Origin of the sequence: Hungatella sp. SB206 (assembly GCF_051132295.1) — a bacterium.
In the GTDB taxonomy this organism is placed as follows: Bacteria; Bacillota; Clostridia; order Lachnospirales; family Lachnospiraceae; genus Hungatella; species Hungatella effluvii.
Window position 1 is genome coordinate 7257027 of record NZ_CP096603.1, and the last position, 17070, is coordinate 7274096.

15 protein-coding genes are annotated in these 17070 nt (G+C 47.9%); 7 read left to right on the forward strand and 8 right to left on the reverse strand.

Annotated features, from left to right (window positions below; all coding sequences use genetic code 11):
* Window positions 1-10: 10 nt before the first annotated feature.
* Window positions 11-904, reverse strand: coding sequence for a hypothetical protein (locus M1L66_RS32615; protein ID WP_434689849.1), 894 nt, complete (start codon window positions 902-904; stop codon window positions 11-13).
* 332 nt (window positions 905-1236) lie between these two features.
* Entirely contained in the window at window positions 1237-2427 is a 1191-nt protein-coding gene (locus M1L66_RS32620) for a phosphopentomutase (protein ID WP_187024339.1), read from the reverse strand.
* A gap of 628 nt (window positions 2428-3055) precedes the next feature.
* On the opposite strand from M1L66_RS32620, the gene M1L66_RS32625 reads away from it, so the two are divergent.
* The 7 genes from M1L66_RS32625 to M1L66_RS32655 all read left to right on the forward strand — a co-directional run bounded on the left by M1L66_RS32625 (window position 3056) and on the right by M1L66_RS32655 (window position 9610).
* Window positions 3056-3781: a phosphatase gene (locus tag M1L66_RS32625; RefSeq protein ID WP_187024340.1), complete on the forward strand. Its 726-nt coding sequence runs from the start codon at window positions 3056-3058 to the stop codon at window positions 3779-3781.
* Complete coding sequence (locus M1L66_RS32630) at window positions 3778-4716, forward strand: LysR family transcriptional regulator (RefSeq protein WP_002605220.1); 939 nt, start codon at window positions 3778-3780, stop codon at window positions 4714-4716. Before M1L66_RS32625 ends, M1L66_RS32630 begins: the two co-directional genes overlap by 4 nt.
* 139 nt (window positions 4717-4855) lie before the next feature.
* Entirely contained in the window at window positions 4856-5251 is a 396-nt protein-coding gene (locus M1L66_RS32635) for a Fur family transcriptional regulator (protein ID WP_187024341.1), read from the forward strand.
* A 118-nt stretch (window positions 5252-5369) separates the two neighbouring features.
* Window positions 5370-5912, forward strand: coding sequence for an NADH peroxidase (locus M1L66_RS32640; protein WP_002605222.1), 543 nt, complete (start codon window positions 5370-5372; stop codon window positions 5910-5912).
* A 158-nt stretch (window positions 5913-6070) separates the two neighbouring features.
* Window positions 6071-6607: a rubrerythrin gene (rbr, locus tag M1L66_RS32645; RefSeq protein ID WP_187024398.1), complete on the forward strand. Its 537-nt coding sequence runs from the start codon at window positions 6071-6073 to the stop codon at window positions 6605-6607.
* A 210-nt stretch (window positions 6608-6817) separates the two neighbouring features.
* Window positions 6818-6994, forward strand: coding sequence for a DUF6774 domain-containing protein (locus M1L66_RS32650; protein WP_187024342.1), 177 nt, complete (start codon window positions 6818-6820; stop codon window positions 6992-6994).
* A gap of 99 nt (window positions 6995-7093) precedes the next feature.
* Window positions 7094-9610, forward strand: coding sequence for a PSP family protein (locus M1L66_RS32655; RefSeq protein WP_434689852.1), 2517 nt, complete (start codon window positions 7094-7096; stop codon window positions 9608-9610).
* A 152-nt stretch (window positions 9611-9762) separates the two neighbouring features.
* Here M1L66_RS32655 and M1L66_RS32660 read toward each other — a convergent pair whose 3' ends face one another.
* The 6 genes from M1L66_RS32660 to M1L66_RS32685 all read right to left on the reverse strand — a co-directional run bounded on the left by M1L66_RS32660 (window position 9763) and on the right by M1L66_RS32685 (window position 16840).
* Window positions 9763-11538 (reverse strand): cation:proton antiporter, encoded by a 1776-nt coding sequence (locus tag M1L66_RS32660; protein ID WP_434689855.1) that lies wholly within the window; start codon window positions 11536-11538, stop codon window positions 9763-9765.
* A 174-nt stretch (window positions 11539-11712) separates the two neighbouring features.
* Complete coding sequence (locus M1L66_RS32665; protein WP_187024344.1) at window positions 11713-12609, reverse strand: fumarylacetoacetate hydrolase family protein; 897 nt, start codon at window positions 12607-12609, stop codon at window positions 11713-11715.
* A 307-nt stretch (window positions 12610-12916) separates the two neighbouring features.
* Window positions 12917-13645 carry a glycerophosphodiester phosphodiesterase gene (locus tag M1L66_RS32670; RefSeq protein ID WP_187024345.1) on the reverse strand — a complete coding sequence of 243 codons (729 nt, stop codon included), beginning with the start codon at window positions 13643-13645 and terminating at the stop codon, window positions 12917-12919.
* Between the two features lie 18 nt (window positions 13646-13663).
* On the reverse strand, window positions 13664-14545 hold the full coding sequence (locus tag M1L66_RS32675; protein ID WP_187024346.1) for a carbohydrate ABC transporter permease: 882 nt from the start codon (window positions 14543-14545) through the stop codon (window positions 13664-13666).
* A gap of 11 nt (window positions 14546-14556) precedes the next feature.
* Window positions 14557-15465, reverse strand: a complete 909-nt coding sequence (locus M1L66_RS32680; protein WP_002605240.1) for a carbohydrate ABC transporter permease — start codon at window positions 15463-15465, stop codon at window positions 14557-14559.
* Between the two features lie 22 nt (window positions 15466-15487).
* Window positions 15488-16840, reverse strand: a complete 1353-nt coding sequence (locus M1L66_RS32685) for an ABC transporter substrate-binding protein (protein WP_434689860.1) — start codon at window positions 16838-16840, stop codon at window positions 15488-15490.
* Window positions 16841-17070: the final 230 nt, after the last annotated feature.

The window sequence follows — 17070 nt, forward strand, 5'->3', positions numbered from 1 at the left end:
TTCCCCTCTCTTACCCTTCCATTAGGGCACTCTCTCTATTTTTATGTACATATCTGTCTTCATATAAAATCCATCCGTCACTGCTCTCCAGTGCGGAGGTCATCAGGAGTACCAGCTCCATGAAACTTCGGAAGGCCTGTTTTTCACCGGTTTCCCTCCAGCGTATAACGCCCTGCCAGGTCGAATGTTCCCGGAACAGGATCTTGATCAGAAAGGTGGCTTCTTTCCCGCCTTCCCTGTAAACGGACCACATCTTATCCGGTATAATCCTGATGTCTTCGTTCTGTACTCCGGAATCGTCTTCCCTCAGGTTGCCAAGTCCGATAAAGTGCCCCATGGCATCAGCCAGGGCTATGGTTCCTGTAAAATCTTCCAGATAATTGAGGAAGGCGTTCTGAACACTTCCTGCCAGCAGACCGCCCTCGAAGGAGTCTACGGCGATCTGGCAGACATTTGAGGTCTTTTGTGACTGCCTCCGCTCGCCCGGTCCGTTCAGCACCCGTTCTATCCAGTAGGTCATCTGCAGAAAACTCTCAAATTCCTGTTTTTCCTGCCCTTCCAGCCAGGAGATCTCTCCCTGCCAGCTCGTGTTGTATCTGAACTTTACGTTAAGTTTAAATGTGGCCAGCGTACCATCTTCCAGCTGATCATATTCCTGTACGGGAGGTTCAGGAAGCTTCGTTCCGCCAAATCTCCGGTAATCCATCGTTCTCTTCGGATTCGCCAACTCGTCGAATATCCGGTTCATGTGAAGCATCATCTCCAGGTAATTCTCAAACCGGATCCCCGGCGCCGTGCCTGCGTGATATATGATGCCGCTCATACAGCCATTCTCAAATCCATTTACCGATATTTTGAAGTAGCGGGAAGAGTTGCGGTTCATACTCATCTTTGCTATCGTCATAAATTTTTCCTTCTCCCTCTGTTCAGAGCTTTAGTTTATCTATTTTCATTACATTATCTTCAATTAAATATAGTTTTACCCAGTGTCTGTAACCAGTATATACCATATCGGTTACAAATTGGTTACATTTTAAGTTTTTTTGAAAATAAATTAAAATTATTTGTAATGCGTAACCGTAACCTTGAAAACCGCATGAAATCGATGTCTAAACACGCAAAAAAAGCGCTGAAAATTTTGTGAGATTACATCTCCTCACGTATTTCCGGCGCTCATTTGAAAGCTTTTATTCAGTTTTGTTCTCATGGACGGTTACAAACCCTGGCGCATCACTTCTATTTCAATTCCTGAAGTATTGATTTTCCAATCGTTCCTTCCGGCATTGTAACCCCAAAATTGTCTGTGATGGTAGCTCCGATTACGGCAAAGGTATCTTCTGACGGGATTCTTCCACTTCCACTCATAGAAGGAGAATATGCCAGAAATGGAACTTTCTCTTTCGTATGATCCGTACCGGTATAGGTCGGATCATTGCCGTGATCAGCCGTTAAGATCAGTAAATCATCTTCTTTTAACTTGCTCAGAACGATCTGCAGCTTCTCATCAAACCGCTCAATCTCTTTTCCGTAACCGATCGGGTCGCGGCGGTGTCCCCACAGCGCGTCAAAATCCACCAGATTTACGAAGCACAGGCCGTGAAAATCCTTATCCATGACTTCAATGGTCTGCTCCATTCCATGAACGCTGCTCTGTGACTTATAAGCCTCCGTAATTCCCTCTCCATCAAAGATATCCTTAATCTTGCCAATGCTTATCACATCGTATCCCGCTGTCTTTAAGGCATCCAGCGCAGTTGGTCCGTAGGGCTTTAACGCATAGTCATGGCGGTTAGGAGTCCGTTTGAACTCGCCCTTCTTCCTGCCCACATACGGTCTGGCAATCACGCGGCCCACCTTCCACTCGTCTCTCATCGTCAGCTCCCTGGCAATCTCACAGCAGCGGTACAGCTCGTCAAGTCCGAAGGTCTCCTCGTTTCCGCAGATCTGAAGTACAGAATCGGCAGAGGTGTAGACGATCATGTCTCCGGTCGCGATCTCATGCTCGCCATACTCGTCTAGAATCTCTGTTCCGCTGGCCGATTTATTGCCCACGATCTTATGTCCCGTGCGTTTTTCCAACTCCTCGATCAGTTCCTTCGGAAATCCGTGCTCGGTAAATGTCTGAAATGGCTTCGTAATATGAAGTCCCATCATCTCCCAGTGTCCGGTCATCGTGTCCTTGCCGGTACTGGCTTCATTCAGTTCTGTGTAATAGGCCAGCGGCTTCTCTGCCGGCTCTGCATGAATTAAGGGATGCAGGTTTGCAATTCCCATTTTTGCAAGATTCGGTATGTGAAAGCTCTCCATCCGCTCATCGATATGTCCCAGCGTATCCGTCCCCACGTCGCCATAGTCCGCCGCATTATCCATCGCTCCGATTCCCAGGGAATCCAGCACAATGGTAAAAATTCTGCGATATTTTTCCATATTGTATCATTCTCCTTCTGTCTGCAACACTATTTATATTGGTTTGATATTGGTATTATACTCCATAAAAATCATTTTATAAAAGGACAAATGTCTTAATGAATTATTTTTTCTATTATGATTGGGAAAAGATAAGCCGTGAGAGCTCTCGCTGAGCAGGCAGACATCTTGTATACAGCGCGCTGCCTCTGTTACAGTTCACTCCCCACCAGGGGCACCGCAGTTCTGTTCGGCCGGGCAGGCTTCCTCAGCCTTTCCAGTGACTTTGCAGGGTATTAGAAGTTCTTAACGCGCAAAATTTTTCGTTCAGGTGAAATTCCCACTTGTCTGAGCGCAGCGAGTTTGGGAATTTTACCTGGTTTTTAGAAAGATTCTGCACGTTTAGAACTTCTTATGCCCGAAACCGGAACTGGAAAGGCTGAGGAAGCCTGCCCGACCGAACAGAACTGCGGTGCCCCTGGTGGGGAGTGAACTGTAACCTGCCTCTTGATTTCTCTGCTTTTTTGGTGACAATTCTGTTTACTTTTATCCAGAATATGGTATATTTGTAATTAGAAAGATTACATTTTAGGCAGACATAAATTGTATAACAAAAAGGAGACGAGGCCCAGGCCTCCAAACGTTATTTATGAAAGATATCATGGATTTACACACCCATACCACCGCAAGCGGTCATGCATACAACACACTTTATGAGATGGCACGCTCTGCCTCAGAGAAAGGTCTCACGCTTTTCGGTTCGACAGATCATGCACCGAAGATGCCGGGAACCTGTCACGAATTTTATTTTATTAATTTTAAAGTCATACCGCGCACCCTGTTCGGCGTAAAGATACTGATGGGGTCTGAACTAAACATTCTGGATTATACCGGCCGTATTGATTTAAGGGAAGGCATACTGGAACGTCTCGATTACACTATCGCCAGCATCCACGAACCCTGCTACAAATGCGGTACCGTTGCGGAAAATACAAATGCCTATTTAGGGGCCATCAAAAATCCTTATGTTAAAATCATCGGCCACCCGGATGACGGACGGTTTCCTATTGATTACGACACGGTCGTAGCCGCAGCCGCTGAACACCACACGCTGCTGGAGCTTAACAGCAGCTCACTGCATTCGACAAGCATGCGGCTCCACGCAAAAGAAAACTACCGGATCATGCTGGATTTATGTAAACACTATAAAGCGTCTGTCATCATTGACAGCGACGCCCACATCGAGGCTGATGTGGGAAATCATAAACTTGCCTGGGAGCTCATTAAAGAGACCGGCTTCCCGGAAGAGCTGATTGTAAACGGTTCTTTGGACCGTCTGCTTCCGTATATCCCCAGGCTGAAGGAGTGCTTATGATAAACTTTCTGAATCTGGAATATTTTCTGGCAGCGGCCGAGGAACTGAACATCACTCGGGCAGCTAAACGCCTATATATATCCCAGCAGTCATTAAGCAATCATATTTCCAATCTGGAAAAGGAGTTTGACGTCCAGCTTTTCAACCGGACGACGCCACTGACACTCACCTATGCCGGAAGAGCGCTGAAGCTGCGCGCCAAACAGCTGCTGGAACTAAAGGATGAGACTTACCGCCAGCTGGCCGATATTAAGGATTTTACCACCGGACAGATATCCATCGGAGTTTCTCACACGCGGGGACGTTTTCTCCTTCCCGCTATCCTGCCGGTCTACCGTGAAAAGTTTCCGAACATCGAGCTTCACCTGGTAGAAGGCAATTCATCGGAGTTAAGTACTTCCCTGATCCGGGGAGACATCGACCTGATTATCGACCTGCTTCCATTTAAAGCGGAAAATGTGGAGACCGTCACGATCTGTGAAGAAGAGATTCTTCTCATCGTTCCCGATCAGATCCTGGACAGCTTTTTCCCCGGCCGCCAGGAGGAAATTAAGAGTCAGCTGGAAGAAAATGCGGACGTGCGTTTGTTAAAAGATTGTCCATATCTTCTTATTAATAAAGGAAACCGCGTCCGGACCATTGCCGACGAAATTTTTGAGGATGCACAGATCACGCCCTCCATCGTTCTTGAAACGGAAAATATTGAAACCGTACTGGCTTTGGCAGGCAAAGGGATGGGAATCACATTTTATCCCAAGATGTTCATGTCAGGAACCGGGCTTATGACCGATCTGCCAAAGAATAAAAAGGGACTCAATTTCTATTCCCTTCCCAAAGGGCGCACACACGGAATTCTGGCCTTTGGCTACCATAAAGGCCGCTATCTGTCCCAGGCTACGGAAGAATTTATCCGTATCGCCAGGGAAAACATATAAAAACTGATTTAATATAGGAAAAACTACGTTTTTACCTGTATTTTCGACCTTCACAGCATTGACAATCACCATTTGGTGGTGTATTATTAAATAGTAACCATTATCAGTATTATTACTATTTTAATGCAAAGGAGCTGCTATGAAGACATTGAAGTATAGCCGTCAGCGGGAATCCATCAAATCTTGTTTGATGGCCAGGCATGACCATCCGACTGCCGACGCCCTATACACATCAATCCGCGAAGAATATCCAAACATCAGCCTTGGGACTGTCTACCGCAATTTAAACCTGCTGGTGGAGTTGGGGGAAATTCAGAAGCTGACATGTGGAGATGGGGCAGATCATTTTGATGCAGACACATCACCGCACTATCATTTCGTATGCAGGGACTGCGGCCAGGTCTACGACCTGCCTTTAAAAACCCTGGATAACATCAATCAACTGGCTCAGGAATATGCGGCCGGCCATGTTGACAGCCATACAATCTTTTTCTACGGTACCTGCAAAAATTGTTTGAAAAAAAATTTACAATAAGTATTGACAGAAGCAGAAAGATGTGCTAAATTAATATCAGTAATCATTACTGTTATTGATTACAACAAAACAAGTTCAATAAAAACAAATATATAAAAATGAAAAGGAGACATGAATTATGAAGAAATGGGTTTGTACAGTATGCGGTTATGTTCACGAAGGAGAGACTGCTCCGGAATTTTGTCCAGTATGTAAGGTACCGGCAGAGAAGTTCAAATTACAGGAAGAGGATATGTCATGGGCAGCTGAGCATGAATTAGGAGTAGCTCAGGGCGTTCGTGAAGATATCATCAAAGATTTAAGAGCAAACTTCGAGGGTGAATGTTCTGAAGTTGGTATGTATTTAGCTATGTCCAGAGTCGCTTTCAGAGAAGGCTATCCGGAAGTTGGTATGTACTACAAGCAGGCTGCTTACGAAGAGGCTGATCACGCTTCCAGATTCGCCGAATTACTTGGCGAGTGTGTAACTGCAAGCACAAAGAAAAACCTTGAATTAAGAGTTGCTGCTGAGAACGGCGCTACTGCTGGTAAAGTTGACTTAGCAAAGCGTGCTAAAGAGTTAAACCTTGATGCAATTCATGATACCGTACATGAGATGGCAAGAGACGAAGCTCGCCATGGCAAAGCATTCAAGGGTCTGCTTGACAGATACTTTGGCTAATTCATAAATATTCACTTCACCATTTTCAGGGAACGGCATAGCTTGATTATACCGTTCCCTGGTTTTCCATCGGAAGATCCGGATTGGGAACGAATTCACTCATTGAACAGTCGGGTTCATTGGATACCAAAGAAAAAGTAATCAGGAGGGTTTATCACATGTCTAAATATGCAGGAACAAAAACAGAAAAGAACTTAATGGACGCTTTCGCAGGCGAGTCTCAGGCAAGAAATAAATATACATATTATGCTTCTGTAGCGAAAAAAGCTGGCTACGAGCAGATGGCTGCTTTATACTTAGAGACAGCAGATCAGGAAAAAGAGCACGCTAAAATGTGGTTCAAAGAATTCCATGGCATCGGCAGCGTTGAAGAGAACCTTGCAGACGCAGCCGAAGGTGAAAACTACGAGTGGACCGATATGTACAAGAGAATGGCTGATGAAGCCAGAGAAGAAGGCTTCGAAGAGTTAGCCATCAAATTTGAGTTTGTTGGAAAAGTGGAAGCTGCTCATGAGAAACGTTACTTAAAGCTTCTTGACAGCTTAAAGAACGATAAGACCTTCAAGGGCGACGCTCCTCTTGGCTGGAAGTGCCGCAACTGCGGATACGTACATGAAGGACCGGAAGCTCCTGAAGTATGCCCGACATGTGCACATCCGAAGGCTTATTTTGAAAGAAAAGTTGAGAATTATTAATTCTTAATCCATAAAAGCGACTGCGGAATCCGCTGTGCAGGCAGCGGAATAGCCAGTATCTTTGGAGAATAACTCCCTGTGGGAAAGGATCGCAATAGACGGATCCATTTCCACAGGGAGTTATTTTTTTGCCTGCAATAAGGCCCGTCCTGTCTGATTCTGCATTCTATTCCTGATCTGAACCGCATAATCTGTCAGGAGGTGATCCATATGCAATCCTGTGAATTAGTAATCTCCATATCGAGTCTGGCCTGCTGCATTGCCGAAGGAAAAAGTGCCGATGAAATAGCACTTCTCGCGTCTATCCTCTCACAGCTGGGCGATACGCTTGCCACGATTTCCGCGCATCAGGCTTTATGCTGTCCTTCGGAGGATACAAAAAAGTAAAAGTATGCTACAATAGAAGTATCCAAAGCAGTATATCGAATATATTCTGACTTCACCATTTAACGTATATTCTAAAGAGAAAGACTGAGGAGCTGCCAAATGCATAAGCAGGGTAACAAAAGAAAACGCATAATCCTGATTTTACTCCCGCTGTTTCTGCTCATTTTACTGCTGCTTTATTACACAGCAGGTAATCATAAAGCCCCCATCCGTCCAGTTGTTCTTGACAGCAATCCGGTCGGTATGATCTGGCCGGACAGCGGCAATGGGAATCGAAACACTGCCCAGGCAGCCTTTTCCATTAAAAACCCCTCTTCTAAGTCCCAAAGCGTAACGTTTCAGATTACTTATGAGCTTCTCCTGTCTGAAAAACATTTCACATTTGATATAGAGCACCTGTATGTTGAAGATGAGGAGGGAACTTTTCGCGAACTTCCGGGTACCGTAATGGAGATTCCGGGCAATACCACCCTGTCCGTAAGAATCACGGCAGTGGATCACGAAAGCTCGATGGAGCTGACTACGAGAGGTGCTCCAGAGGTCAGGATCATTTCCCCGAATACAGAGAATTCCGGGGAATTACCAAAGGATTATACCACCGATACGAGAAGCACTGTTTTTCAAGACAGAGATAAGAAGCTGGCCTTCCTCTCCAGATATCTGGAAATGCCCTCTGAGATGATCGATGCAGCCTATCACATTGTTTATCAGGATAATTCCAATGGGAGAGTCCCGGGTCCTTCCGATTACGATATCAGGGCGGCCTTCACAGTGGAGGCGGACGATCTCTCCCTCTGGACAAAGGACATGAAGAAAATTCTGCCGGAGCAGGTTGATCCGGGCTGGTGGGAGGACTTAAAGACCTCCGGTTTTACATGGGACATCCCCTCAGACGCCGAGTATTACAAACGGCCTGGCTCTGAAAGCTATATAGTCATCTGCCCTGACCTTCATCTGATCCTGAAAATAGTTTCGTCGCTGTCTCTTCCCCTTTCGCTTGAAGATTCCGCATCCCGGAAGGAATTCCCCGAAGAGCTCCCCGGTTACGATCAGTTCAAGACGCTGGCTGCGGATGCTCTGGGATACGATCATTCTGCCGTGCCTTACATAAGAACTGCGATGACCGAAAAGGTGTACGCAGCAGACGGAACGGAGCTTACACTTATATGTTACCGTGCCATGTTTTGCAATAGCCCATTATATGGGATTCCTGTCCTTGTCATCATTGGAAATGGCGGCACCTCCTGTACGGTTCTCTGTGACGGCTCCTATGGAGATGAGTGGTATCTGGCGGATATTGACGGAGACGGTCAGGACGAGCTTCTGATGCATCATTTAATCAGTATCACCGGAGGGGCCGGCGCCTATGAGAGCGACATCTATCGGATATCCGACGGCAGTCCGGCCAAAATATTCGGCAGCCCTGAGTGGGATGGCGATAATTATTTCGATACATATTTTACCCTTCATCTGTCGGAAGGATATACCCATACGGTACAAAACGGTTATACAGGTTTTTACACTACTTTCACACGCAAAGGCCCGGAAGGAAATCCCTACTTTGACGCGGACGGAAATCTCACCGACGAGGGCAGGGAGAACAATGAAACGGACTGGCTGAGTGCGGATCCTTATTTCTATCTCTTCACACCTGTGGACGCAGACGGCGACGGTGTCTATGAAATCATGACTGCCCAGTACACGTATCTCTATGGACGCTCCGATGGACTGGGAGCCGCGTATACCCTTCTCAAATGGGACAGCGGCACGGATCAAATGTATATCATGAAAGCCGGCTTCTGGCCCTATGAGGATCACGAGGAGGACGATCAGGACTATTCCGGGCGATGGGAAGAATATGAAAACACCTGGTATAGTAAGGACGTGCCGGAACCGGGCGATTTACTCGATTCCAGGGCGCTTATCAAAGCAGCCAGCGACCAGATCCGCGCGATAGATTTTCACGTCAGGCAGTTCCCCATCAACGATTCTCTGTACGACACAGAGACAGATAAAATCTACAGGGAGGCCTTTTACAAGGCTGTGACCAACCAGAAACCGGTGCTTTGCAGGGCGTACCGGTCTCTGGATTACGAAGAAGATACGTATCAGAATATTCTTCGAAGCGATCATCTAAGTGATCAGGAGTTTCTAAGACAGGAGCTGAAACAGGACTCCAGCTACTATTATACGGACTATGACGGCGATGGTCTGCCGGAACTGATCGTTCGGAATATGGGACTCTACGGGTTAAAATACGATCCGGAACAGGACCAGGTCTATCTGTTTCTGTCGGTCTACAGCAGTTATTGCTACTTCATGGGGGCCGGACAAATATTCTGGCACAATCCCTGTCTCGCCAGCAAGGATATGTATAGCTACGAGTCAGAGGACAGGAATGGCAACCGGGTTTTTGCGGGATTTAAGACAGTCTTCCACTGGGATGATGATGTTGGGAGCAGTGAGTCCTACTATATATCTACAATGGACTATTCCGACGTGGAGGTAAGTCAAAAGCTGTGGGAGGAACTATTCAGCCTGCTGCAGGAAGCCCGCAGCGAAACGCCCGAGCCTGAGACTTATGAGGAATTTTTCAAAGATTTCTATAAGGAATAGCAGAGGGGGACGAATGATGAGCGTAAAATACTGGTTTATTAAGGCGACGACTGAAGCTTAATTGGCAGCGAAAAGGGAAACGCAGACATGTGTCTTGCCTGCGTTTCCCTCCTGCAATTTCTTTATAGAATTCTTATTACTCTCTTCTATTCTTATTTCTTTTTCTTTCTCGCCTTCCCCTTCCTCGGTGCTTTCTCTTTTTCCGGTTCGATCTCGCGTTCAATATCGTAGTCTTCTTCCTGATCTTCGACGCCCGCCTCCAGTTCCTTAATCTGCTCTAAAAGCTCATGCTGCAGGAGTTCCTCGTCTGACATTTCTTTTTTTTTGCGAGTTTCCGTATTTTTTCGGCCTTTTCCATTTCCAGTCTTTTTTCCGTTACTGTCACCACTCGGCTGGTCAGTCATTTTATGCAGGTCTGCTTTGGAATTATCCTCTTCCCCATACTCCTTTTTTCTTTTTGGCGATTTCTTTGAGCTGCATTCTATGCCGTCTTTACTGGATCTGCCATCTCCATTACAGTTCCCGTCTTCCTCCTCCATTTCGCCGCTTTCATTTACATCAGATTCGAGTTTTCCAACCGTATCACGTTCTCCGTCACTCTCATCTTCACTCTCATCTTCACTCCCATCTTCCCAACTCCCATCGTCTTCCTCATGTTCCTCATTCTCCGATGCGGTCAAGTTCTCCTCGTGAATCTCATCCTCCCTCTCCTTTGCCACTTCCTTCATTTTCTCCGTGGTAATGCTGCCGGAGAGGAACAGGGACATCTTGGCGCAGACCGGCCCTACCATCTCATAGAGGACGGAAGAAGAGAGAATAATGGTCAGAAGCAGTTTCCCCATCTCCTCGGGAAGCAGCCTCTGTCCCAGAAACGCCAGACCGATGGCGACACCGGCCTGAGGGATCAGTGCCAGGCCCATATAATTTCGAATTTCCCTGCTGGTTCCCGTAATCAGGCAGCTGATATACGTTCCCAGATACTTCCCGATAATCCTCACGATAAAGTATGCCAGACCCACCGTGCCCACGGTGGTCAGCGCAGACAGATCCAGATTCATGCCCGACATGATAAAGAATATGGACATGACCGGAGGCGTAAAGTTATTAATCTGCCGGTACAGCTTTTTATCGCTGGTAAGATTGATATACGACGCGCCGAAGATCATGCAGGACAGCAGCGGCGAAATATCGAGTGACGCGCAGATACCAGATATCCCCAGAAGCATGGCAATAGCCAGAATCAGCCTGTTGTCCTTGCTTCTGGCCGGTATCAGAAGCCTGCTCAAGAAGTAACCACAGAAAAATCCCAGTCCCAAAGCCAGGATATTATAGACCACCGGCATCAGGACCGTGGACATGGTCAGCTCTTCATTTCCCGTTCGTCCGGCAATGCCTGCCACAATACTGAACGCCAGCAGGCAGACCACATCATCCAGGGCCACGATCTGCAGCAGCGTATTGACAAATTCTCCCTTTGCCTTATACTGGTTAATTGTCATCATCGTGCTGGCCGGTGCTGTCGCCGTCGCGATTGCGCCCAGAATCAACGCAAAATTCCACTCCATCTTGAAGACGCCCACACAGAACAGCGTTACCAGCACGCCGGCCAGCAGGGCCTCGAAAAGCGTAATGATGATAATCCGGCTTCCCGTCTTTAACAGCACTTCCTTCTTAAAAAACTTTCCGACCCCGAATGCAATAAACGCCAGCGCCAGATCGCTGACAAACCCCATGTGGCCGATAATCTCTACCGGTATTAGATTTAACCCGCATGGCCCGATTAAGATTCCTGCCATAATGTAACCGCTGACCTTTGGCAAATTCAGCGTATTGGTCAGCCGCGTCATAATAAAACCGGCAAACAGGATCACTGACAGAATCAGCAATACCCTGGTGCCTTCACTTACCCCTGCTAAATATCCCTGCATTTTTTTGCCCCCTGTTCCCATTTATAGTAACTGTTCCCCCGTGACCGCCAGCACGCGTATTGCTGCACGGAAACGTCAAAAAGAGCAAGGAAATAAAACGAAATTCATTCGTTTCTATCCCTTACTCTTTCTCTCAAAGGTTTTTATTCTATTCTTTTTTAGACACGCTCTAATCTACTCAGAAACCGTATTCTTGATAGAACCGATCCCATCGATCACACACTCCACCACATCGCCGGCCTTTAAAAACTTCGGCGGCGTAAAGCCCATTCCGACTCCGGATGGCGTTCCTGTGGAAATGATGGTACCCGCCTTCAGCGTCATTCCCATGGATAACTCACTTACAATATGATCGATATCAAAAATCATCCGCTCTGTATTGCTCTCCTGCCGCACCTCACCATTTACGAGGGATCGGATCGGGAACTTCGGCGGGTATTCCACGCTGTCCGCGGTCAGAATACACGGTCCCATCGGTGTAAAACCGTCCAGACTCTTTCCAAAATACCACTGCTTGTGGGCGTTCTGCACATTGCGCGCGCTCACATCGTTAATAATTGTGTATCCAAAGATATGGTCCCTGACCTGCTCCTTCGGAACCCGGTAAGCCTCCTTTCCGATGATTACGCCAAGCTCCGCCTCATAATCGAGACTGTCCACGATATCGCTGTGACTGGAAATCTCCCCATCCGGGCCAACCGTCCGGTTTACCCTCTTGGAGAAATAGACCGCTTCCTTCCGCACTCCGTCAAATGCTTCCTTCTTAAATCTGGCAGATTCTTCCGCATGCTCCATGTAGTTAAGCCCAAGACAGATAATATCCTGTTCCGGCGCCTCGATCGGAGCCAGAATCCTCACCTCAGAGCGCATAGCCGCCCCTGTGATGCCGTACGGTTCCAAACCGGATACGTGCTCCAGCAGATCCTTTTCCGACTGGCTGAACCCCTTTACGACTTCCATCATACTCGTATATTCCATGCCGAATGCCCGAAGCGGATATACCCACATCTCATCCTTGCTCATAACCCCGATATCTTTTCTTCTGTCAACTTCATATGTCAGTAACTTCAACGTACTTCCTCCCTTACATGAACCACGGTTTTCCCGTATACGGCGAAACCGCGTCCGCGGCGCATCCGAAGACGGCCGGAAATTTTTTCCCAACTTCTTATACTTTAGCAATCCTTTTCCACAGAGTCAAGTAAGAATCCGAATTTTTGTCATTTCTGTGAAAATTGCCTGCACAAAAAGCCCTGTACTTCCATACCGCGTTTCATATAAAGTCCCTTTCTCATATCAAATAAGGATTTAAAACGGTTAAATCGTCTTAAATCCTTATTTCTTTTATTTTTTAACCGGCAGCTTCCGGTCTCTGCAGTCAGCCTTTATGATCCAGCCAGCTCTTGCAGATCTCCGGGTAGTTCGTAAAGATTCCGCTGCAGCCCCACTCGTAAGTGTTCTCCAGGCTTTCCATGTCGTTGATGGTCCAGACATTTACACCGATTCCATGGTCCCTGCAGTTTCTGACGGTCTCCTCCGTAAGTCCCCTGATCCCCGGGTGGTAACAGGCATAACCGCAGCGGCTGCAGTAATACCCCGCATTTCCTAAACCGGCATGCTCCAGTAAGGCTCCGCGCGGAATATCCGGCGCCAGCTCCTTCATCCGCTCCAGAGACAGGTGGTTGAAGGACGAGAACATGACTCTGTCCTCTAAATGGTACTTCTTAATAATCTCCAGGGTCTTTTCCTCAATATCTTCATAATAGTACACCCCGGTCTTAATCTCCACATTTGTCACAAACCCGTACTGGCTGGCCCATTCACAGTACTCCTCAAAGGAGGGAACCGGGCAGAAGCCGTATCGGCCTCCCTTAATTGTTCCTGCGTCCAGCTTTCTTAACTCCTCAAAGGTATAATCCTTCACCAGGCCCGTTCCATCTGTCGTCCGGTCAACGGCTTCGTCATGGATCACCACCACGGTACCGTCCCTGGTCAGCTGCACATCCAGCTCGATTCCGTCGCATCCGGTCTCTGCCGCCTTCTGAAACGACAGCATGGTGTTCTCCGGATATCTTCCGCTGTAACCTCTGTGTGCGTATACTTTCATGTTGATTCCCCCGGTTTCTTATTTCATGGCTGCCTTGGAGTATCCGGTCAGCATGTATTTCTGGAAAATGAAGAACAGGATGATGACAGGTACAACCGCCATCACCGCGCCGGCCATGATCTCATGGTTGTTCATGGATTCAGCACCGGCAAAGGTATTCTTTAAATAGGCAAGTCCGACTGTAAGCACACGGCGCTTCTCACCCTTGGCGATGATCTTCGGCCAGAAGTAAGCGTTCCAGCCATTGGTGAAGGTCACCAGTGTAACCGTAAATAACGTGGAGCGGCACATGGGAGCCAAAATCTTCGTGATAATCCCCACACGGCCCAGCCCGTCGATTCTGGCCGCCTCGATATAGCTGTCGTCAATTGCCATAAAGGTCTGGCGCAGCATGAAGATGTAATACGGCGACACGGCTTCCGGAAGAATCAGACCTAAGAAGGTATCTGACATTCCCCAGTTTGCCATCATGATATAGATCGGAATAAACGTAACCTGAAGCGGAATCATCAGGGCGCCCAGAACGATGATAAAGCAGAAATTCTGGCCTTTAAATCTGCCCTTGGAAAATCCGTAGCCCGCGAAGATACCGGTCACGACCTGTCCGATCAGGATACCGGCCGTCATGACAGCCGTATTGAAATAGTATCTGGCGAAATTGCCTTTTTTTAATACATTGATATAGTTCTCGAAGTGGAATTCCTTCGGCCATAAGGTCGGTACCGGAAGCAGAATCTCCTCCTGGGATTTCACGGAGGATACCAGCATCCAGTAGATCGGGAACACGATGATAATCAGGACGATGATGGCAAGACCCCACTGGACTGCCGTAATCGTCGCCTTTTTTCTCCTGGCGGTACGGTTAATATCCCGTCCGTCCTTCATTGTATGTTTCTCCATGTTGTCCCCCCCTATGAATCGTACGTCACGTTGCCGTTAGATACCTTCATGGTAGCCACCGTCACCACCAGCAGAAGCAGGAAGAAGAAGATCGCCACTGTGGAAGCGCGGTCCATCCGGAAGTCTTCCATCGCATAACGGTAAATGTTATACACGAACACTTCAGTCGAACGGTACGGGCCGCCCTGTGTCAGGATATCTACAGACTGGAACACCTTCATGGAAGAAAGGAAGGTGGTGACAAATAAAAACAGCGTGGTCGGCGACAGCATCGGAATCGTAATCTTAAAGAACCGCTGTATCGCATTGGCCCCATCCAGGGAGGCCGCTTCGTAATAGTCCGTGGAAATACCCATCATGGCAGACAAATACACCATCATTCCATATCCCACGCACCGCCATCCGGTCAGCATCAGGACCGAGAGCAGAGCGGTGTGGCGGTTGCCCAGCCAGTCCACTTTACTGATTCCAACCAGGGATAAGAGGTAGTTTAAGATACCGCCGTCCGTATTTAAAATCCATAAGAACACAACGGCTGCGGAGGACATCGCCACGTATTTCGGCATAAAGACGATGGCTCTCATGGCGGAGAACCCCTTCGTCATACGGTTAAAGATCAGGGCGAAGATCATGCCCCCCACCAGCGTGATGAAGATCTCGCCGGCCGAATAGAGAATCGTGACCTTCAGGGAGTTCCAGAGATACTTGGTTCCGGAACCCCCGAACAGCCATTTCCAGTTCTTAAAGCCTACATAATGCCACGTATCATTTAACATGTTCCAGTCGGTAAAGCTGATCCGGAACAGCTCCGCGATCGGATAGTAGGTAAATACCGCCAGGAAAATCAGTACCGGAAGTACACAGGCAAAATCCTTCATTGCGGATACTTTTCTTGGATTGATATGTTTTTTCTCTTTCATATGATACCCCCGCCTGACTGCATCAGGAATCTCCTAATACGTCATCAATTTCCTCGGCCATCTTTTCCATGGATTCCTGCGCGTCTCCGCCCTCCAGCATGAGCTGTGCCATGTCGTTCTTCCAGATATTAGCCATCTGGGACCATGCCTTGTGCTGGATTCTCGGCTGAATCAGGTCCAGATTATCGAAAATACACTGGAATGCCGGCTTCTCCTCTAAGAATGCCTTGCCTTCATCGGTTGTGAGTACGGACTTCCTGGTCGGGATATATCCGGTTCCTCTTGCCCATGTTAAGTTTACTTCCTTGCTGCATAAGTACTGCATAAACTGCCATGCCGCGTTCTTCGTCGCCTGATCGTTCTTGGATGGGATTAACAGCACGCAGCCGCCGATCTCCTGGTTCTTCGTCTCGCCTCCCGGAAGCCATGCCATACCGATCTCGAAATTACACTGGCTCAAATAGTTCGTATACAGGGAGCTTGTATGTACAACGGAAAATGCCTCGCCGTCGATAAAGTGCTGACGCATGATGGAGGACGCGTCATCCGCGGTTCCTGTCCAGTATGTATAGCCCTTATCGCACCATTCTTTAATCTTGGCCGCGATCTCCACCGCCTTCTCATCGCCTAAGTCCGTGGATACCTGGTCATCATTGATGATCTTCACACCCTGATTTAAGTAGAAGGTCTCATAATACCACTGATCCCAACCCGGCATAATGGTTCCGTACACCGCCGTCGTTCCGTCCGCGTTGACCTTGGAGGTCTTCTCAAGGAACGCATCCATGTCATCCCACTTCTCCGGAATCTCAATACCCATCTCGTCCGCCATATCTTTGTTGTAGTAAACGATCTGCGTGGAGATCAGGAAGGGAAGGGATACCTGCTTGCCGTTGTAGCTGGAAGCCGTGATCATGCCTTCGCCGAAGTCCTTTAAATCATAGCCGCTGGCCTGGATATAGGGTGTTAAGTCCTCAGTCAGACCGCCTGCACCGTATTCCGCCACGTAAGGAGTATTGGCAACCGTAATTGCCGGAAGATCGGTCCCCGCCGCATGGGCCGCTACCAGAGCCTCATTTAATTTCTTGTAGCTTCCGATGTACTCCGCTTCCACTGTGATCATATCCTGTGATTTGTTGAAGTCGTCCACGACCTTCTGCACGGTCTCGGAATACTGTTCCTCCAGCGCGTGCCACCACTTGATGGTGATCGGCTCCGTCACCTCATACAGGGACGGATCTACCTCCGCCACGGTCTGTGCCTCTGTCTGCGCGCCTGCTAAAGCCTTGCCGGTGGAACCTCCGCCGCTGCATCCACTCAGTGTTCCTGCCATCATTGCAGCCACCATTAATAATGCGATACCCCTTTTTTTCATGTCTTTTACGACTCCCTTCCGTTGCCCTCTGAGACCCTTCCGCCCGAAGGTTACGACTCCTCCCGGCGAAAAAACAGCAATAAAAAAGAGATTGTGCATGCGCCGAAAGCATATTGCTCATATGCATCCTACACTTGCTCCGATCTCAGTCTCTCTCAAGCAACCCATATTCTTTTCTGATAGAACTATGGTATCATAGATTATTCCATTATGCAAGTAATTATTTATCT